The organism is Brevibacillus ruminantium (genome assembly GCF_023746555.1).
Taxonomy (GTDB): Bacteria; Bacillota; Bacilli; order Brevibacillales; family Brevibacillaceae; genus Brevibacillus; species Brevibacillus ruminantium.
In genome coordinates this window covers 5,129,983-5,150,727 of the sequence record NZ_CP098755.1, presented here as the reverse complement: position 1 = coordinate 5,150,727, position 20,745 = coordinate 5,129,983, and the positions used below count along the sequence as shown (strand labels likewise).

Sequence of the window (20,745 nt, the reverse complement as noted above, 5' to 3'; positions counted from 1 at the left end):
GAAGATAGGGGGTTGTCTATATTCTCAGTTTGGAGTTTCTTCTTCATGCATGCATGAGGGATATAAAGAATGGAAATGGAGCGGTGTATATGGAGTTGCAACTGCCTTTGGACGTCAGCGCTATTCAATCAATTATTCCCCATCGCTATCCGTTTTTGCTGGTGGACAAGGTTACCGAGCTGGAGTCTGGCAAGCGGGCTGTGGGATTGAAAAATGTAACGGTGAACGAGCCGTTTTTCCAGGGCCATTTTCCTGATTACCCGGTCATGCCGGGGGTGCTTATCGTAGAAGCGCTCGCCCAGGTCGGAGCGGTAGCCGTTCTCAGCATGGAGGAAAACAAAGGGAAGCTGGCTTTTTTCGCAGGAATCGACGAATTCCGCTTCAAGGATCAGGTGAAACCGGGCGATACGCTCACCCTGGAGGTCGAATTGACGCGTGTCCGCGGCTCGATCGGCAAGGGACATGGGACGGCCAAGGTAAATGACAAGGTGGTAGCAGAAGGCGGACTTCTGTTTGCGCTGTCGGCCGCGCAGAAGGGCTGACAAATTGTATCTTCTTGTAAGCGCCCATCGTTTAGGGTAGAATGGCTAATGTGCAACTTTTTATAAATGCCATGCGTCTACAAGGTACTGAAGGTGAAAACGTTGACCAAAGAGGTCGCAAATATACTAGGTGTGTCGTTTGCTACACGAGCCTTTGATGACACGGTGACGCATCTTGTCGACCGTGTGCGGGAAGGAAAATGGACCCATGTCGTGACGGCCAATCCGGAAATTGTGATGCTGGCCAGAAAACAATCGGGATTCCAAACGCTTCTCGATCAAGCTTATGTCGTTCCGGACGGAATCGGGATTGTCTACGCGGCCAAATGGTCGGGTGAGCCAATTCGCGAGCGCGTCACAGGCGTTGAGCTGCTGGAAGCCTTGATGGCGGAGGCAGACAAACAACAGTGGAACGTGTATCTATTAGGTGCGTCGCCAGAAGTAATCAGCCTGGCAGCCGAAAAGCTGTCCCAGCGCTTCCCGGGTGCGCGCCTTGTCGGGTATCGAGACGGTTATTTTCAACGAGACGAAGAGCAAGCAATCGTGCAAGAAATTGCTGAAAAACAGCCCCATCTCCTGTTCGTGGCGATGGGAGCACCCAGGCAGGATGAATGGATTGCCGCGTATCGCGATCAGTTGAATGCGACGCTCGCGATGGGCGTCGGAGGCAGTCTGGACGTCATTGCCGGGAAAGTAAAGAGAGCGCCAAAGCTGTGGCAGCGCTTGCATCTGGAATGGTTGTACCGACTCCTGTCCCAGCCGTCGCGCTGGAGAAGACAGCTGGCAATTCCGCTGTTTGTCTGGACAGTCTTGAAGGAAAAAAGGGGAAACCGTCCGTGAATGTACCCCTTGGAGAGGAGAACATTCGATGTCTACCTTAATCCTCGGATTATTGACTTCGCTGATTGTATCGTTTATAGCTACACCCTATGTAAAAAAACTGGCGGAGTCCATCGGAGCGGTTGATGCACCGAACCAGCGAAAGGTTCATACGCGCATCATGCCGCGCCTCGGTGGTCTGGCGATCTATCTTGGTTATTTTGTTTCCTTTTTCCTGTTTGTTCCGTTTGCAGACATGAAAGAAATGGTCGGCATCTTTATCGGTGGAACGATGGTGATGGTCGTAGGAATGCTGGATGACAAATACCAGCTCTCTCCCAAATGGAAACTGCTGGGACAGCTTCTGGCGGCGGCGATTGTCGTCATTCCGTTTGGCCTGAAAATCGGAGTGGTTAACCTGCCGTATGATGGCAGCATCGACTTTTCATCCGGTTGGCTCCTCTGGCTGGGTGTCCCGATCACGATCTTCTGGATCGTCGGTGTGACCAACGCTGTCAACCTGATCGACGGACTGGACGGTCTGTCTGCCGGGGTCTCCGCGATTGCGACAGCAACCACGGCAATCGTGGCGCTGGTCATGTCGGGTCATGGCGCTGCCCATTACGACACGATCGCGATCTATTGCTTCGTTCTGCTCGGCGCCATTCTCGGCTTTCTCTACTTTAACTTTCATCCGGCCCGCATCTTCATGGGGGATACTGGATCGCTGTTTCTGGGATTCAACCTGGCAGCACTCTCGATCATGGGCTTTAAAGAGGCGCTGTTCGTCTCGTTTATCATCCCCATCGTCGTACTGGGAGTGCCGCTCTGGGATACATTCTTTGCCATCGTCCGCCGGATCGTCAACAAAAAGCCGATCTCCAGTCCGGACAAAGGCCATTTGCACCACTGTCTGTTGAACATGGGACTGTCCCATCGCGCTACAGTCCTGACCATCTACGTCATCAGCATCTTCTTTGGAACGATGGCGATTGTTTTGACCAAGACGACGAAATGGACAACCATTATCGTGATGGTGCTGCTGCTGTTCGCGACACATATGGCAACCGAGGTGGTCGGCCTGGTAGGACGCCGTCACCGCCCGTTGATCAACACCTATCGGAAGTTGAAAATCAAAAATACGGAGCAGCGTCGAAGTCATTAGGAATAAGTGGATAAGACAAGCAAAGCCTCTGCTGGTTTCAGCAGGGGCTTTTTTTCACCACTTTTTTGCAGATTATCCTTAAGGTGAGAGGCGAATTTACCGATAACAGAAAAGGAGAAGTATCGCAAGCCCTGATCGTTTTGAGCGGGATGGGACATTTAACCGAAAGTAAAGAGGTGAAATTCGTGCAGAAAGTATGGAGGATCAGGCAGACCCTGATTACATTGATGGCAGTCATCCTGGTACTGGCGGGAGTCCTGCCCGGTACCGTACATCAAGCGTATGCAGTTGGAGGTAATGGTATCAGCCTCGATGGTTTTTCTACCGGTTCCAGCGGCAACGATCCCTATGTTCACTACGACGATCGAATTACAATCAGCGGGACATTCGTTGGAGTAGATGGAGCAAATCTTCGCATCAGCATTCGAAACAACGGAGTTACGGAAGATTTGACCACGACGAAACCGATTATCGAATCGGATATTTCCAAATTTGTGTTTACCAATGTTTCCCTGAAACCAGGGATGAACGAGATGAATTTCTATGAGTTGAGAAGTTCGGGTAACCGCAGTTTGTTTACATTCTATGTGGTCTATAACACGACCCCGGCATTTAGTAACCTGAAGATTAATGAGGTTGCCTTTTCCAATGATCCGGACGTGCCTACAGTTGCCTACGTCAAGCGAAATACAGCCCTGACGGGAAAAGCAACCAATGCGGACACGATTCGGGTGAACAATAAAACGACAGGCGAGACCTTTACGTCCGAGGTAAACAGAAGCGGGTCATTCGCTCTGGATTTGAATCTTCCCATCGGTTTGAATGTATTGGAGATTCAGGGATTGTCGAACAATAAAGAAGTAAGCCTGATCGAGCGGGAAGTGTTGTTTACAAACGAATACACGACCCCGGGAAGCAACGATATTTTTTACAACGTAAAGCTCGCTTCCACCAAACTGCTCAATCCGGCACAGGCAACTATTGTCGAAGCCAATTTTGAAACCGGAGCATTTGCAATTAACGGCGAAATGCTGATCCACCGTTCGAGCGATCTGGTGCCGTTTGCCGTGAAGGCAGTTCCGGGCAACTCATCGGATACAACTACGAACAGTGCTGCAGGTACCGTTGAAATTTTGGACAAAGACGGTAATCAAGTATCTACGACATCGGTGTCACGTCCAACAGACGCGAGCAAGATACGCGTTATTGGACAAAACGGAGAATTTGAACAATGGGCATTTGCCAGCAGTTTTCCGCAGAGTTCAGCGTATGTGAATGGCGAGACCTATACCATTAAGCTCACGTACCCTTACGTAGAAAACAAATATGTAGACGGCGCATGGCAGTCTACGGAAGGTACTGTGAGTGTCAAATACCATGTGTATCCATTCAAGTACATGAAAACGGGTCTCCCTCAATTTGTGTCAGCCACGCTGTCCTCAGAGGGAAATCAGAAAGTGCTTGAAGGAGGAACGTACAGTGTACGCTCTACTCCTTTCACGATTGACATTGCAACGAAAAATATTGCAGCCGCATCACCCTTTAATCAATTCACGGTGACCTACGGCAGTCCGGAGTCGCTCGCAGCAGGGGATTATTCGATCTCCAGGCTGGAAGACGCGAGTGGCAACCCGACTAACGTCTATCGTATCAAGATAACCAAGCCGCCAGCACGTCAGACGAAAGTGACAGTAAAGTATGCAGATGCGAACGGAAATGAAACCCTTTCTTTCAATATCACTCCGGACGTAGTGCCGCATCTGCAGATGAGCTATGTTTCGTCGTCTAACAAGACTATTTACCTGGAAAATCAGTTAGAGCTGACTGATTTGGATAGCCCGCCTACTTTGAAAGGGTCGGTCAAAAACTACGCAAGTCTGAACAGCAACAATATCAAGGTTGAGCTGGATGGTAAACCGGTTCCTTTCGATATCGACAGCAATAAGAGCGATTTCATAATTAAAAAAGACGATCTGGCAAATGCATTGAACAAAAATAAAGAATCGGGTATCCGTGTTTTAGAAATCAAGCTGACGGATTATCCAAACGTAAAGTTCAAGTACAATATCAAATTCACAAACAAGGATATTCCGAAGATCGAAGACATCAAACTGCAGGTTGAACAGAACCGTCGCGACGTCGATCTGAAGAAAAAATCCACAGATACGGCGTATTCCACAAACTCGCTGTACCTGAGCAATTTCTCGTTCAAAGTAAACAGCAAGACAGCAGATGAGATTACAGTCCGCAAAGACGGGAAAGTAATTGCAGTCTTCAAGTATGAGAGTTCAAAATGGAAGTTTGTGGACAATGATCCTGAGTACTTGGACGCTTTGCGTGATGCCCAAGGTTCAGGAGCAAGCTCCAATAACAAGCTGAAAAAATTGTTTGAAAGAACGAACTTCAATAAATCCGAGAATTCTTCCAGTGACAAGATTGAAGCGGCCATGGACAGCGACGATTATCAAGATCTGCTGGATGAATTGAACGGTCTCAGCTCGGAAGATTTGAACAAACGTCTGCCCTTGTTCCCGCTGATGCTCAACAAAGGCGGCAGCACTACCTTTGAAATCGCTGCAGCAAAAGGCGAGCTGATCACTCGTGAAAAAATCACCATCATGCAAACCACAAATGCATGGGTTGTACTGGACCCGGTAAAACCAGAGGACGCGAAGTACGTCACCGTAAATGCAAATAGTGTACCGATCAAGATTTTTGCCGAGAACGCAAATAAAGTCACTTTTGGCAAGATCGAAGCGGTGGCAAGTCAGACCGACACGCCAAAATTTGAATTCAGTGAAAAACACGGTCGCCCTATTCCTACGAACGGGTACTACGTATTTGAGGCAACGGTTCCTTTGAAGGCAGGTCTCAACACCATAAAGTACACGGTTGAGGTAGGAAGCAACAAATACAACGACGAGATTCAGATCTTCAATGCTGCATCCACGGTAACCGGTGCAGAATACAGAGACACGCTCGGGAAAAAGACTTCCTTTAGTGTGTTTGGTAAAGATCTGGAGTTGAAGTTCCCAGCCGGTACTGTTTTGCTAAATCCTCCTGATCCGCGTGAGGGCAACGAGGTGCATGATCCGAAACGCGACATTCATTCGAATGTGATGCTCTACTTCGGTATTGCGGACAGAACGACCGGAGCGATTCAGCCGGGAGACGGGAACAGCACGATGAGGAGCATCATTGCTGCACCGCCGAATTTCAACTTCGCGAGCCCCTTGTACTATATTGATGCGGGCGATGTGGAAGCAGTAGGCGGACGCGATCCTTATTTTAATGACAGAGTGACTGTAGACGGCCGAGAAGTAGACATGGAGCCGTGGTGGCAGCGATATAAGGATAATTTGGTGCCGAGCAAGCAGGGTACGCTCACGATCAAGTACAATGATTCGATTGTCGATGCGGCCAATACAACCCTGGCGATCTTTTATCACGATGGCAGCAACAAAGGCTGGGTAAACATTGGCGGTGTCGTCGCTACCGGTAAAAAGACGGTGACTGTACCATTTAAAGGCTTTGGATATTACATGGTCATGAAGATCCGAAACAGCTTCCCGGATGTAGTCAGACATGATTTTGCCCGCGACGCAATTGAAACACTGTACTCCAAAGGTATTATGAACAGCTACAGCAATTCGACCTTTGGAACAGAAATGAAAATCACGCGCGGTGAATTTGCAACCATGATCGTGAAAGCTCTGGATCTTCCTATTGATGCAGGACCGTATTCAGATAACAGCAACCGAGTCCCATCAGAGCCAACCTTTACGGATGTGGATCGCAATGATCCGTACCTGCATTGGGACTGGAACTATGAGTATATTGAAACGGCTGCGCGTGCAGGCATCATTCGAGGAAAAGATGCGAAGCGCTTCTTCCCGGATGATTACCTGTCGCGTCAAGAGGCAGCCATTATTATTGCGCGTGCTCTCAACCTGAAGCTGGGTTCAACGGATGCTGCACAGCAGGCACTGGGCAAATCGTTTACGGATGCTCATTTGACCGGTTACTATGCAGCCCCGTCGGTACTCGCCGTAACCAAAGCAAAAATCATGAACGGTGAGCCGAACGATCCGACGGCGAAGAAACCAACGTATCGTTTCAACCCGACTGGTGAGCTGACTCGTGCCGAAATGGCAGTGATTACCGTACGCATCATGACACAACTGAAGAAACTGCCAAAATAAATGGTGGGTAACCAAAAAAGCTGAAGAGGCATAAAACCTCTTCAGCTTTCCTTTTGATGCAGTGATCTGCGAAACATCTTCGGTTTTTAATTCCGTCCGGTAGAATTTCTTCTACTATATGTCTTATACGTCTTCACTGCCTACAGCTTCTACGGGTACTTCCACGTACTCCTTCTCACCCAGGGTGATCTCCGCCTGGCCGTTGGTCTGATCTGTCATGTGATCGACAAAAGTGTCCTGCTCGCCATCGGGGATCAGGACATGCACGGTTACCCTATCCGTATAGTCAGTCCCGACAACGCGCTGCTGACCGATCCGCAGCTCATTTTCCACCTTGCCCCACCAGGTGTAGTCCACACTGATCGAGATTTTTTGGTGAAGCGTATGGACGACGATACCGGCCGCTTTGAGCGCGATGACGGTACCGGCTGTATACGCGCGGACAAGACCGCCGGCACCCAGCTTGATGCCGCCGAAATACCGCGTGACGACAACCGCTGTGTCCTTGACGCCATTTTTCTTGATGCATTCCAGGATAGGCTTGCCTGCCGTTCCACTCGGCTCTCCATCATCACTGGAGCGCTGAATCTGGTCATTTTCGCCGATGACAAAGGCGGAGCAGTTATGGGTGGCATCCCAATGCTTCTTTTTGATCATCGCGATAAAAGCGGTCGCTTCCTCTTCTGTCGTGACACGCTGGGCATATCCGATAAACCGGGAGCGCTCGATGACAATCTCATCTTCTCCGTAGCCGGCAATGGTTTTGTACTGTTGAAGCATGCTTGTTCACCTCAAACATAGCATAGCATTTTCATAAATGCTTTTCGAATGGTGAAATTTTTTGCCGGGTGAATCGTAGTAACACAAGATAGATGAAGTGAAAATGAAGGGATAAAAACACGGGAGGGGGCATATAGATGGCAAAGTGTGAATAGGGTTGGAATTTTTGGAAACAGAATATTCTTCGTGTACGAAATATTAAGTTGTGTGATATAGTGTTAGATGGACAAACTGTAAGCTCACTGCTAGTCAAAAAGTCAAGAACTTCAGGGAAAAAAGGAGTGTACGAGAATGAACTTTCCATATTCACCGAAAAAGTGGCTGGCTCTCACCATGGCAACTGTAGTGGCGGCATCCATCGGCGTAGGAGCCGTTGCAACTGCAAACGCAACAGATACCCCTCAAGCGGCTGCACAAAACCAGGATAGCAAAGCAGACGGGCAAACAGCCAAGGATGCAAACAAAGATACTGAAAAAGCGGATACAGCAGATAAGGGTGCTGCAGATGCGAAAGATACTGCGGATGCTTCCAAGGACAGCACGGACGCTGCTAAGGAAAGCACAGAGGCTGCCAAAGATTCGAATGCTTCTGCATCCACAGATTCCTCTGCAACGTCCAACACTGGCGCAACAAACGCCAATACTAACAACAGCTCCAACGCAACGACTGCATCCGACAGCATCAATCTGGAGAAGGCAGTAGAGCAAGCGATGAAGACTAATCCCAAGATACTGAATGCTCGCCTTGATGCCAAAAACGCGGACCTGAACCAAACCCTTACTTACTATTCCGCAGTTGACATCAACAAAGAAATGATGGACAGCTCGATAGATGCTTCCAAGCAGAAGTATGTCGGCACCGCCCAGGCAAAACTGACGAGTTCCTTGAACGCCCTGGCTGTCAAAGTGACAGAGAGCCAAATCAAGCTGGGCGTGCAGCAAGCGTACTACAACCTGCTTCATGCGCAAGCAGACCTGGATCTGAAAAAGCAAAGCCTGAACCGTGCCCAGACGCAGCTGAAGGTGGCCAAAGCAGCCTTTGACGTGGGAACCAAGGCCAAGACCGATATTCTCCAGGCTGAGATGGGTGTAGCCGGTGCGCAGGCGGCACTGTCTGCAGCAGAGAATACCCTGCAAATCAGCGAGATGAAATTTAACGATATGCTGGGCGTAGACGTCAACAAAAAGTGGAAGCTGGCACAGGAGAACAAGCAGGTTGCGGCTCCATCCCTGACGTTGACCAAGGCACAGGACAAAGCCCAGGAACAGCGCGTGGAAATGAAGCAAAAAATCGGTGAGCTGGAACTGGCGGAATTGAATGTGAAAGTCTGGGAGGATTGGAAATTGCTCTCTACCTTCCAGGGCCGGATCGCCCGCAACAACGTCGAGAAGGCGAAACTGGCGATTGAGGATCAAAAGCGCCAGATCAACATGGAGGTAGCAGAAGACTATCTCAACCTGAATGCAGCCAAAGTCGCCATCGATTTCAGGAAAAAAGCGCAGGAAGCAGCTGCGGAGAGCTATCGCCTGACCAATCTGCGTTATGAAAACGGGTTGGCAACCACGCTGGAAGTAATCCAGGCGGAGGAAGAGTTCTCCGACAAAGAAAATCAATACCTGGAGGCCATCCGCAACTACAATCTGGCGGTGGTGAAATTCGAAAACTCCCTGGGTGTCCAATAAGCCAAAAGCTGATAGACAAACCTGAAAACTGGAAAACGTTCTCTGGTGACAGTCCGCCGAGCCTACTCTATAATACGAATTGTGGCGGATGTCACCATATACATAAGAAGTGAGGATGCGACCACAAAAATTTTTAAAAACTTTTTTCGAAGGCACCGCAACTTTTTGCGAGCTGGGGCGTTTAATAGGATGTCACACGAAATACGGGGAATTGTGTAAAAAAGATTCACGAATTCTAGCACCTGTGATACACTAGGGATTGTTGCATTTACACAATACTGAATATACTAGAGTTTTCACACACAAAAAGCGAATCGATCCTGCGAAAGGAGGTGACACGCGCTTGCAGGATTCGGGCTCAAAAAAGAAAGATAGATTAAGTAAGAATATTCCCCAAGAACAATTTGTTTGTACTAGAGGAGGAGAACCCAAGGTTATGAAAAAGGTTGTTAACAGCGTACTGGCTAGTGCCCTTGCACTGACTGTTGCTCCAATGGTAGTGGGCGCAGAAGAAACAAACACAAACGCTCCAAAAATTGATGAAGGCCTTCAGAAGGTTGTAAATCGTCTGAACGCTCTGGGTGTTGTACAAGGTTATGGCGACGGCGACTTCAAAGTTGACCAAACCATCAACCGTAAAGAGTTTGCTACTTTGATCGTTCGTATCCGCGGACTGGAGCAAGGTGCAAAAATTGCTCAATTCCAAAGCACTTTCACTGACGTAAGCGCTGCTGACTGGTTCGCAGGTTACGTAAACGTAGCGTCCGGCCAAGACATCATCAAAGGCTTCCCGGATAAATCCTTCAGACCGAATAACGAAGTTACTTACGCTGAAGCTGTAACCATGATCGTTCGCGCTCTGGGTTATGAGACGTCAGTTCGCGGCGTATGGCCAAACAACATGATCGCAAAAGCTTCCGAGCTGAACATTGCGAAATCCATCACTAACCCTAACGTTGCAGCTACTCGCGGCGACATCTTCAAAATGCTCGACAACGCTCTCCGCGTAAAATTGATGGAGCAAATCGAGTACGGTACTAGTACTACATTCAACATCACTGACCAAACACTGCTGACTCGCTACATGAAAGTAGAAGTTCGCGACATGGAATGGGCTCGTGAGCAAAAGAACAGCTCCGACGATCTGCCGTTCGTAACGAACGTTCCAGTTATCGGCCTGGGCACGCTGAAAGCTAACGAAGTAACTCTGAACGGTAAAAACGCTGGTCTGGGTTCCAACGTTACTTACAAAGTAGCTGAAGGCATCAACCCGAACGACTACGCTGGTCAACACGTACAAGTGTGGCTCAAAAACGACAGCAGCAACACCATCGTTTGGATGGAAGGTTCTGAAGACGAAGAAGTTGTCCTGGATCGTCTGGACAAATTCCTTCTGGACGGTACTGAACTGAAAGATCCTGAAAAAATCAAGAACGACAGCGATGTAGCAGATCTTGAAATTGAAATGGAAGGAAACGGCAAAACTTACCGTTTCACCAAAAACTCCAAAGTAACTTACAACTTCAAACCAGAATCCAACACTTCCAGCGTTCTGAGAAAAGTAGCTGCAGACAATGTTAGCTTCAGCGCGAAAGTTGTTCTGGACAGCGCAGGCGACATCAGCTACATCCACGTAATTGACGACACAACGCTGAACAAAAACATTGAAGGCGTTAAATACGGTTCCAAAGTAATCGAGAAAATCGATGTTGACAAAAAGAAAATCACCAACCTGAACGGTGGCACTTTCACCAAACTGGATGGTCTGGATGAAGGCAAAGACTTCCTCGTATTCCGCGACAACAAGCCTGCAAAACTGGCTGACCTGAAACCAATGGACGTTTACAGCGTTTACTATGCTGACGGTAAAAAAGGCAAGATGCTGGTATTCGCAACTAGCACAGTGGTTGAAGGTAAAGTTGACAAAATCACGATCCGTAACGACGCTGACAACCGTCTGGTAATCGGTGACAAAACTTACCGTTTCCGTAAAGGAGCTACTTTCTCCGACAACGCTAACAAAGACATCACTGTACTGGAAGAAGGTACTTGGGACAAAGTCCGCAACCTGGATGGTGAAAACGTAAAACTGTACCTGGATGCAGCTGGTCGTATCCGCCACATCGAAACTGGCGACAACATCAGCGATCGTCGTTTCAAAGCAGTTGTTACTCGTGAAGCTGAGTACAACCGCGGTAAATGGGATTTTGCTGTAGTCGGTCAAAACGGTAAGAAATACGATATCGCGTTGAAACCTGACAAGATCATCGCGAAAGACGGTAAAGCTTACGACAAGAAAACCGATGCACATAAATCTGAAGACCAAATCAAAGAAGATTTCATCCCAAGCAAAGACAAGAGCAAACTGCTGCTTCTGGAAGTAACTGTAGATGCAAAAGGTGAACCAGAAAAAGTAAAAGTTCTTGACACTGTGATCCAAGGACCACTGGAAAAATCCGCTTGGTTCGATGCTGCAGACAAAGATGACGAAGCACTCGTTATCGGCAAAACTTCTTACCAAGTAAACAAAGATACAGCGATCTTCGATATGACTGGCGAAATCTCTGGCAAAACTAAAGTTCTGTCAAGTGCAGGTGTTGCGAAGTTCAAAGACATCGCTGAGAAGAAAGATCTGAAAGCATACTACTCCATCGACAAAGACGATGACGTAGAAGCAATCTTCGTTGTTGAAGGTAAAGGTCTGAGCAGCTCTGCTAAGTTCGGTCTGGTTCTCGACATGGGCAAGTCCGGCAAAGACACTATTCAACTCTTGACCAAAGACGATGACAACAAACTCGTTCGTAAAACATTTGATTTGGATGGCGGCGACTACGAAGACCTCAAAGATCTTGGTATCGCACGTGGTGACTTCATCGCATACCGTCTGAACAGCGATAACGAAGTAGTTGTCAACGATGTTGTTGAGATCGCAAACAAAGCACACTCAATTGAAGATGTAGAACTCTACGATGGCAATTTGTCAGATGTAAACATCGAGAAACTGAACGTTGCGAAAGTTTCTAGATACACTTCCAGCAAGATCTACTACGAGTACAAAGACGAGAATGGCAAAAAACAAGAAAAAACCTTCAACGTTAACAACAAGACAGCTTACATCGATGCGTATAACTTTGAAGAGGCTGACGGCGTAGATGAGGGTGACTTCATCATCCTGCTTGACTCCGATGAAAAAGGTTCCAACTTCGACTACGTTGTACGTGTAATTGACGAGAGCAGCTTCAAGAAAGAGTTCTCCAAAGATGAGCGTGCAGATATCGAAGCTCGCTTCCTTGGTTACAAGACAAAACCAGTAGATCCAGTAGATGATGTTGAGCTTGATGAAAAATCTCTTGAATCTGTAGCGAAAACGTCCCTTGGCGCATTTGGTGCTTACACTGTAAAAGGTAAAGGCGAAAAAGGCGCAAAAGTTGAAGTTTCCGTAACTGTAAATAACAAAGAGTACAAAGAAAGCAAAACAATTGGAAACGATGGTACTTTCAAAGTAGAAGTTCTGGGTCGTCCAGGCGCTACTGAGTACACCATCACCGTTTCCAAAGAAGGTAAAAAGACAGTCACTCTGACTCGTGAATTTGACGAAGTAGTAGAATAATAGCCCCGACGTTCTAGTGAACGAAAGGTTCCATTTCAACTACTTGTAACAAAAGTTTGCTAGGAATGACCTGGGGCAGGGGGAAGTCCCTCTGCCCCGTCATTCCATTAACAAACAGAGTTATTCTCAGATATGGGGAAACACACTCACCCAGATACAGACAACATGAGTGTTTCTCAAATACAAAAAACTCTATCAATATCTGGAGGGGTAGTACGTGAATAAAAAGTTGGCACTTTCTGTTCTTTCGACAGCAGTCCTCACTAGCATGGCCGCTTCTGCATTCGCTGCACCGAAAGGCGGATTTTATGTTGGTGGTAATGTAGACAAATATTATTCCGTTGAAGCTTTGACTGATAACTTTGATGTAGCTCTCGATGAGATCATCGAGAACGGTCTGCGTACTGTATATGTAGATTCAAACGGCAAAGCTGCAAACTTCGTGCAAGCAGTTTTCGCTGAGGATCTGAGTGCAGTTCTGAAAGACGCTACTCGCGACATGTTCGAAGACAACCCATACGCTGTAGTTGGTGACGCTGAAGGCAAAAAATGGAACCCAGCTGATGAAGACTGGACTACAACACCTGAAGTTCCTGGCGACTTGGTTGTTGAAAGTGTAAGTGCTATTACGAAAACGAAAGTTCAAGTGAAATTTAACAAAGCGGTTGATTCCGTTAAAGGTGAAAACTTCACTATTGCTGGTGCTGTAGTTGAATCAGCTAAGTTGGCTGAGGATAAGAAAACAGTCGAGTTAGCGGTAACCGGCTTGAAATACGAAACAGAATATACTGTTGTTGCCACAGACGTATTAGTTGATGGAAAAACAGTAGATCCTGTAGAAGCTAAATTCAAAACCCCTGCCGTAACAGACCTTTATGAATTAGAGCTGGAAACAAACGCTAAAGGTGATTCAATTCTGGCGGACGGCCTCGACAACCTGATTATTACCGCAAAGCTTAAAGACAAAGTTACCGGAGAAGTGGATAAAAATGCTGATAATGTATTGATTGCATTCAGTACCACTCGTGGTAACCTGGCAAATGATCGTGTAACTGTACAAGATGGAATCGCTCAAGTAGCGTTGACTTCCGAGCCTTCTGATTACGATGTTGTCGCCAAAGTAGATGCACAAATCATTGAGGCATCTGGGGACTACAAGGATCTGATTGGTAAAGTAGTTGGAACGAAGAATGTACACTTTAAACTGGATCTCAGTGATGTAGACCAAGACTCGCTTCCAGTTTTGCTCAATGTTACCTCTACTTCTGCTGATCGTGTAATAGCGTATTTCGATAAAGAAGTGACTGTTGCGGACTTTCTTGAATATGACAAAGCAAAAGACTTAGTCAAAGTCGAAAATGGAATTGCTGTGAAAAAAGAAAACGTAGATTTTAAAGTATCCCAAGATAACTTTAAAACTACAAAGAAAGTACTTGGCTTAAAGGTGTCGGATAAAAATCCAAAAGCGATCGAAATTATCCTTACAAAAGACGAGTACTTGGAGGATAACAAGGAAGTACAACTTGAGGTAACACATTTCAAAACTAGCACCGGGGATAAGGTAATCCAGAAAAGCTTCGTGTTAGTGGATACTCGTAAGCCTGAGGCTACGTTTGTGGAAGCAGAAAACTTAAACACTGTAGTTGTTAAATTCTCCAAACCGATTGATTCTGCAAAATATGCAGTTGATGGTGGATTAGTAGCCATTAAAGCTGCAGGTTTTGGCGAGTTTGACCCTGCAACACGTATTGATAAGCGCCATATCCTTACAGTTAAGACAGACGACTTTATGTCGCCAGGACTTCACTCTATTCAGCTTTCTGCAATCAAGGATTTTGCTGGTATAACCGACCCGAATAACATCTCTGCTAACCAGTCGTTGAACTTTACAGTTTATGCAGATGAAACAGTACCAAACGCAAAAGTATCTGTGGAATCTCCAGAACAATTCCGGGTTAATTTCAACAAGGCGATTGTAGGTCTGGAAAAAGTTGAAGGACAAGATAAACCTAAAGTAGTGGAAAAACTCTCTGATAAACAGGTTCACTTCCAAGTTCTAGACAAAAACGGAAACTGGGTAACAATTAAGTCCGGGGAAGTTAACGAATTCTTAAATGAGAAATATCCTGGCAAAGATAAAGACGGTAATCAAATTTTACCGGAGCTTGAAATCCACAAAATAACCGATTCTGAGTATGTATTTGAGTTAAAAGCAGACTGGACTAGAAGCTACGATACAGAAGCAACCAAAAAGAATTACTACAATGATCAATATCGTCTGTTTATTCCTGCTGGAAGTATTCGGTATGAGGGTAATGGAAAGACAAACGAGGAGATTAGCTTGCTCCTGAATGATCCAATTATGAAAGCTCCTGATTCTAAGAGTCCAGAGATTAAAGGTATCACGCAAGTTGGTAAAGATGTCTTCCACGTCGAGATGACTAAACCGGTTAAATTGGGACCAGATATTGTTGGAGAACCGAATACACCACCCCAAGGCAAAGAGACACCTATTCCTACTGCTGAATTCGTCGGTAAAAACAAAGATGGTGAGTATGTCACCATCAGAGGTATTATTGACGGTTACGCCACAGACGATCATAAGGACACAGTGATCATTGCAAAAGTAGATAAGAATCAGGGTAAATCCATTCAAGAAGTTGTTGACGAAGGTGGAGATGTGAATTGGGAGATCATCGTCCGCTCAATCTCGGATGATGTCGGTAATACTGCCGCTACGTTGACACAAAAATTCAAAGTTACACCAAGTGAAGCTGTTGAAGAAAACTTCCGAGTTGCAACCAATGGTATCAAGGGTTACCTGAATGAAGCTCAAGACGATACAATTGAGATTGTATTTACATCAGAGGTAAAAACCACTGGTACCGTCGGTAATGCTTTGAGTCCTTCAAACTATACTGTAAACGGGGTTACATTACCAAAAGATACCCTCATTACGTTTACTGAAGCTGGCAAAAAGGATCCAGACAAACGAAAAATTACAATTCACCTGCCGGACGGAACACTCTCGGCAAAATACAGCAATGTAATTACATTGTCCAAATACCTTGAGTCAAATAAAGGACTTAAGTTGTCGGGTGATTATAGCTTCACCTTCTATGTAGAAGAAAAAATTGCAACTAATGCCTTAGATGCAATTAACAGCGGAACTTACACTGCTGATGATTTAACTAAAGCGGGTGTAACCAAAGTTGATGCAACGAAATTTGCTGATTACAAAGCGGCAATTGATGCAGCTAGGGCTGAAAAAGGGAAAGCTTTGACACTGGCAGAAGTTCAGGCTGAGGTTGACAAGGTAAACACTCCTGCGGTAGATCCAGCAGAAGAAGCACTGAAAGCAATCAACAGCGGAACTTACACTGCTAAAGATCTGAAAGATGCTGGTGTAAATAATGTCGAAGATGCAAAATTCGATGATTACAAAACAGCTATCGATGCAGCAAAAGCAGCTAAAAAAGATGATCTGACACTGGCAGAAGTTCAGGCTGAGGTTGATAAGGTAAACATCCCGGCACCAACTAATAAAGTGCCAGAAGCTAAACAAGACATCGACCAAGACGCAACAGTAGGAACTGATTTGGAGCTTACTGTAGATAATCTTGCTACAGATGCAGATGGAGACACTCTTAGCTTCGTTGCAGATTCCTCTTCCTCCGATGCTGAAGATGTAGCTACTGTAAAGATTGAAAACGGCAAATTGGTTATCACTCCTGTAAAAGCTGGAGAAGCTACCATCTCTGTGAAAGTTACCGATGGTAAGGAAGAAGTTACTGTAAGCTTTAAAGTGACTGTTGAAAATGCAGCAACTAATAAAGTGCCAGAAGCTAAACAAGACATCGACCAAGACGCAACAGTAGGAACTGATTTGGAGCTTACTGTAGATAATCTTGCTACAGATGCAGATGGAGACACTCTTAGCTTCGTTGCAGATTCCTCTTCCTCCAATGCTGAAGATGTAGCTACTGTAAAGATTGAAAACGGCAAATTGGTTATCACTCCTGTAAAAGCTGGAGAAGCTACCATCTCTGTGAAAGTTACCGATGGTAAGGAAGAAGTTACTGTAAGCTTTAAAGTGACTGTTGAAAATGCAGCAACTAATAAAGTGCCAGAAGCTAAACAAGACATCGACCAAGACGCAACAGTAGGAACTGATTTGGAGCTTACTGTAGATAATCTTGCTACAGATGAAGATGGAGACACTCTTAGCTTCGTTGCAGATTCCTCTTCCTCCAATGCTGAAGATGTAGCTACTGTAAAGATTGAAAACGGCAAATTGGTTATCACTCCTGTAAAAGCTGGAGAAGCTACCATCTCTGTGAAAGTTACCGATGGTAAGGAAGAAGTTACTGTAAGCTTTAAAGTGACTGTTGAAAATGCAGCAACTAATAAAGTGCCAGAAGCTAAACAAGACATCGACCAAGACGCAACAGTAGGAACTGATTTGGAGCTTACTGTAGATAATCTTGCTACAGATGCAGATGGAGACACTCTTAGCTTCGTTGCAGATTCCTCTTCCTCCGATGCTGAAGATGTAGCTACTGTAAAGATTGAAAACGGCAAATTGGTTATCACTCCTGTAAAAGCTGGAGAAGCTACCATCTCTGTGAAAGTTACCGATGGTAAGGAAGAAGTTACTGTAAGCTTTAAAGTGACTGTTGAAAATGCAGCAACTAATAAAGTGCCAGAAGCTAAACAAGACATCGACCAAGACGCAACAGTAGGAACTGATTTGGAGCTTACTGTAGATAATCTTGCTACAGATGCAGATGGAGACACTCTTAGCTTCGTTGCAGATTCCTCTTCCTCCGATGCTGAAGATGTAGCTACTGTAAAGATTGAAAACGGCAAATTGGTTATCACTCCTGTAAAAGCTGGAGAAGCTACCATCTCTGTGAAAGTTACCGATGGTAAGGAAGAAGTTACTGTAAGCTTTAAAGTTACCGTTCAATAACTACGAAACGTCACTTCATAAACTCATCTGAGTGAAAGAAGTGGAGAAGGCCCCCAGGCAAGCATACCCTGCTACGTCCAGGGGGCTTTTCTCTAACTGTCTTGTCAAATCGATTGGTGCAATCCCAATCCGCGATAACAGCCAAGCAATCGCGTGCCTAATCCTCCTGCACGCTAGCGGTCCTAATCAACCAACGGCGTGAAGTCAGGTGAAGTCGTACTTGTGCAAAAGCAAGGCGGGGCTCCTTAAAAGCTGGCTATGGTCAGGAGACGAATCCATGTTGACCCAATACGAGGTAGCTGTTGTCAGGTAAGAAGCGCTAGGGGTTTGGCAACAGCCGGTGTACGTGAGATCGTACAGACGAAATAGGAACAATTCAGGCTGTTAAACCTGTTTTTCTCGTATTGTATAGTGGAGACCTACGGTCAGCAAAAGAAGGGATAGACAAGGCGGAACGTTTGAAGTCTTATCAGAAGAGGTGGGTTAGCACCAGAGAGGCTGATAAAATGGCGGCGGGTTCGTAGTAGTGATGATGGCTTGCCGTTCGTACCCGTAGTGGCAACACAGGCGGGGAGGAGAAAACTGGCCGGAGCGAAGGGACCCAGTCAGCGGATAAGAGGATACGAGAACTTACAATGGGCGTTGTAATTTCTCGAAAACCAATCAGGACTGCTGATTCTGCGGAATCGGCAGTTCTATTGGTGTTTTTGTAGCCTGGAACGTAAGTTCCACGGAATTTTTCCCTTTAACTCGCTGCAAAAACCTTCATAAGCTCACTGAAAAAACCTAACGATCACACGTTGAAAAGTTACAATACATACCAGTCAATAAAACTACGATGTTTGCTTCTTGGAACTCTCACTAAAGAATATAAAAACTGCAGTCAGAAGCCCTCTTCCCCGCCCACGTTTTCCCTTTCCCCTCACTTTTTTCTTCACGCCATCCCAGCCGTAATGACCGTAAAATCAAACATATATTATTCCCTTGATCTCGGATAGAAAGGAGGTTCCAGCAGGAGTGTCGAACACGCATTCCAGTGGTATAATGGGAGTACAGACAACGGACGGAGAAGGGAGAGTGATGACGTGACCAAACTAATGGACTTGAAGATCGACTTCGCGTTCAAGCAGGTGTTTGGCAAAGAGGGAAACGAACCGATTCTCCTTGCCTTTCTGAATGCCGCGCTCCAATTGCCGAAGGAAAAGCGGCTCTCTTCGGTGGAAATCCTCAATCCGGAAATCAATCGGGAACATATCGAGGATAAGGCATCCGTGCTGGATATCCACGCCAAGACAGAGCAGGGCGAACACGTGAACATCGAGATTCAGCTGGCAAACAAGTTTGACATGGAAAAGCGCACCCTGTACTACTGGTCACGCATCTACTCGGCTCAAATGAAAAAGGGGATGCCGTACACCGATTTGGCGAAAACGATCACGATCAACATCCTAAATTTTCGTTTTCTTCAGGAGACGGAGAGGTTCCACACCACCTTTCACCTCTACGAGGATCAGGAGCAGTTTCCTTTAACTGACGTGATCGAGATTCATTTCATGGAAATTCCAAAGCTGATGGACAAGTGGGAGCAGCGTGCAGTGAATCCGCACGACAATGAATTGGAAAGATGGCTGCTGCTGTTGGAGGCAGACGATGATGAAGAAATTCGCAAAGAATTGGAGGCGATTGCGATGAGAGATCCGGTGATGAAGCGGGCGTTCGACGAATGGGAAGACCTGAGTCGCGACGAGAAGAAATGGGTGGAGTACGAATCCCGTCGGAAGGCGATTTTGGATGAGATGGCGGCTGTGCGGGAAGCAGAGATTCGGCAGCAGAGAGCCAGAGAAGAGGGCTTGGCGGAAGGTCGAACGGAAGGAGAGCGGCAAAAGGCAACGGAAATCGCTAGAGAGATGCTTGCCGAAGGCGACAGTCTTGAACGTGTTGCCAAGCTGACCAAACTCCCCCTAGCGGAAATCGAAAAACTGAAAGACCAGCTACACTAGCTAAAGTGCAATACGAATCACAAACCGCCTTGTGTCCAATGAATGGATGCAGGGCATTTTTTCGTTTCAGGAGGTGTTTCCAATGGACGTCATTCAGCAGTTCGAAGAGTACCTTGTTGAGAACGGGATCGCCCCGAAAACCATCGAATCCTACGTGGGCGACGTCAGGGCGTTTTGTGCGTTCCTGCGGGAGATGGGGGTGGATCAGCCGACCGATCTAAAACGCTTCTACGTCTCCAGCTACAAGAGCAGGCTCGCCGACAGCAAGTACGCGGTGGCGACCATCAACAAAAAGATCAACTCCCTGCAGGCGTTCAACCTCTTCCTGATCGATCGCAAGTTGACCACGGAGCAGGTCGTCACGCTGCGTAAAGACAGGATCAAGGTGGCCGCCGGAAGCGAGGGAGAAGTCGAGGTGTTCAGCGAGCAGGAAGTCAATCAGCTTCTGTTTTTCGTTCAGGATAGGACGAAGGTCACCTTGCGGAACCATCTCATCGTTTGGCTGCTTTTGTACACGGGCGTTCGGGTGAGCGAACTGTGCGGCATCCGGCTCGGTGACATCGACTACCTAACCAACACGCTGAGAGTGACGGGCAAAGGAGGGAAGTACCGAGAAATTCCGCTTCGCCCCGATCTGGTGGATCTCATCAAGGAGTACGTCAGGACGGAACGGCAGCAGAGCAAGCATCGGGAGAGCCCGTTTCTTCTCGTCAGCCAGCGAGCGGAGAAAATGCATAAAGACGCGGTGAACACGATGCTGGAGGGCTTGGAGAAGCGCCTTGGCTTCCGCATCTACCCTCACAAGTTCCGGCACACCTTCTGCACGAGGCTGCTCCAGAAAAACGTGCCCCTGACGACGGTGAGCAAACTGGCCGGACATGCGCACATTCAAACAACCGCTCATTTCTACATCAACACGAGCAAAGAAGAAAAGGAACGTGCGGTGAATCTACTGTAGAAAGGAGATACAAA

At 46.7% G+C, this 20,745-nt stretch carries 10 protein-coding genes; 9 read left to right on the top strand and 1 reads right to left on the bottom strand.

Annotated features, from left to right (window positions below; all coding sequences use genetic code 11):
• The first annotated feature begins 89 nt into the window (after positions 1–89).
• The 4 genes from fabZ to NDK47_RS25280 all read left to right on the top strand — a co-directional run bounded on the left by fabZ (position 90) and on the right by NDK47_RS25280 (position 6,728).
• Positions 90–542, top strand: coding sequence for a 3-hydroxyacyl-ACP dehydratase FabZ (gene fabZ, locus NDK47_RS25295; RefSeq protein WP_251872469.1), 453 nt, complete (start codon positions 90–92; stop codon positions 540–542).
• A gap of 102 nt (positions 543–644) precedes the next feature.
• Positions 645–1,382, top strand: coding sequence for a WecB/TagA/CpsF family glycosyltransferase (locus tag NDK47_RS25290; protein WP_251872468.1), 738 nt, complete (start codon positions 645–647; stop codon positions 1,380–1,382).
• Positions 1,383–1,410: 28 nt separating this feature from the next.
• A complete protein-coding gene (locus NDK47_RS25285) occupies positions 1,411–2,526 on the top strand; it encodes a glycosyltransferase family 4 protein (protein ID WP_251872467.1) in 1,116 nt (371 codons plus the stop codon).
• Positions 2,527–2,711: 185 nt separating this feature from the next.
• Positions 2,712–6,728, top strand: a complete 4,017-nt coding sequence (locus NDK47_RS25280; RefSeq protein WP_251872466.1) for an S-layer homology domain-containing protein — start codon at positions 2,712–2,714, stop codon at positions 6,726–6,728.
• Between the two features lie 123 nt (positions 6,729–6,851).
• Here NDK47_RS25280 and NDK47_RS25275 read toward each other — a convergent pair whose 3' ends face one another.
• Positions 6,852–7,508 carry a YigZ family protein gene (locus NDK47_RS25275; protein WP_251872465.1) on the bottom strand — a complete coding sequence of 219 codons (657 nt, stop codon included), beginning with the start codon at positions 7,506–7,508 and terminating at the stop codon, positions 6,852–6,854.
• Between the two features lie 291 nt (positions 7,509–7,799).
• On the opposite strand from NDK47_RS25275, the gene NDK47_RS25270 reads away from it, so the two are divergent.
• From NDK47_RS25270 to NDK47_RS25250, 5 genes are all read left to right on the top strand, one after another.
• The gene (locus NDK47_RS25270) at positions 7,800–9,191 is read left to right on the top strand and encodes a TolC family protein (protein WP_251872464.1); all 1,392 of its coding nucleotides are present in this window, start codon (positions 7,800–7,802) and stop codon (positions 9,189–9,191) included.
• A 343-nt stretch (positions 9,192–9,534) separates the two neighbouring features.
• A complete protein-coding gene (locus NDK47_RS25265) occupies positions 9,535–12,801 on the top strand; it encodes an S-layer homology domain-containing protein (RefSeq protein ID WP_251872463.1) in 3,267 nt (1,088 codons plus the stop codon).
• Positions 12,802–13,018: 217 nt separating this feature from the next.
• Positions 13,019–17,773, top strand: coding sequence for an Ig-like domain-containing protein (locus NDK47_RS25260; RefSeq protein ID WP_251872462.1), 4,755 nt, complete (start codon positions 13,019–13,021; stop codon positions 17,771–17,773).
• A gap of 1,085 nt (positions 17,774–18,858) precedes the next feature.
• Positions 18,859–19,773 carry an Rpn family recombination-promoting nuclease/putative transposase gene (locus NDK47_RS25255; protein WP_251872461.1) on the top strand — a complete coding sequence of 305 codons (915 nt, stop codon included), beginning with the start codon at positions 18,859–18,861 and terminating at the stop codon, positions 19,771–19,773.
• A gap of 82 nt (positions 19,774–19,855) precedes the next feature.
• Positions 19,856–20,731 (top strand): tyrosine-type recombinase/integrase, encoded by an 876-nt coding sequence (locus NDK47_RS25250; RefSeq protein ID WP_007778546.1) that lies wholly within the window; start codon positions 19,856–19,858, stop codon positions 20,729–20,731.
• The last annotated feature ends 14 nt before the right edge of the window (positions 20,732–20,745 follow it).

Excerpts from the sequence above, each read along its gene's own strand:
- NDK47_RS25250 (WP_007778546.1), top strand. The coding sequence starts at position 19,856 with ATGGACGTCATTCAGCAGTTCGAAGAGTACCTTGTTGAGAACGGGATC.
- NDK47_RS25275 (WP_251872465.1), bottom strand. The coding sequence starts at position 7,508 with ATGCTTCAACAGTACAAAACCATTGCCGGCTACGGAGAAGATGAGATT.
- fabZ (WP_251872469.1), top strand. The coding sequence starts at position 90 with ATGGAGTTGCAACTGCCTTTGGACGTCAGCGCTATTCAATCAATTATT.
- NDK47_RS25270 (WP_251872464.1), top strand. The coding sequence starts at position 7,800 with ATGAACTTTCCATATTCACCGAAAAAGTGGCTGGCTCTCACCATGGCA.
- NDK47_RS25285 (WP_251872467.1), top strand. The coding sequence starts at position 1,411 with ATGTCTACCTTAATCCTCGGATTATTGACTTCGCTGATTGTATCGTTT.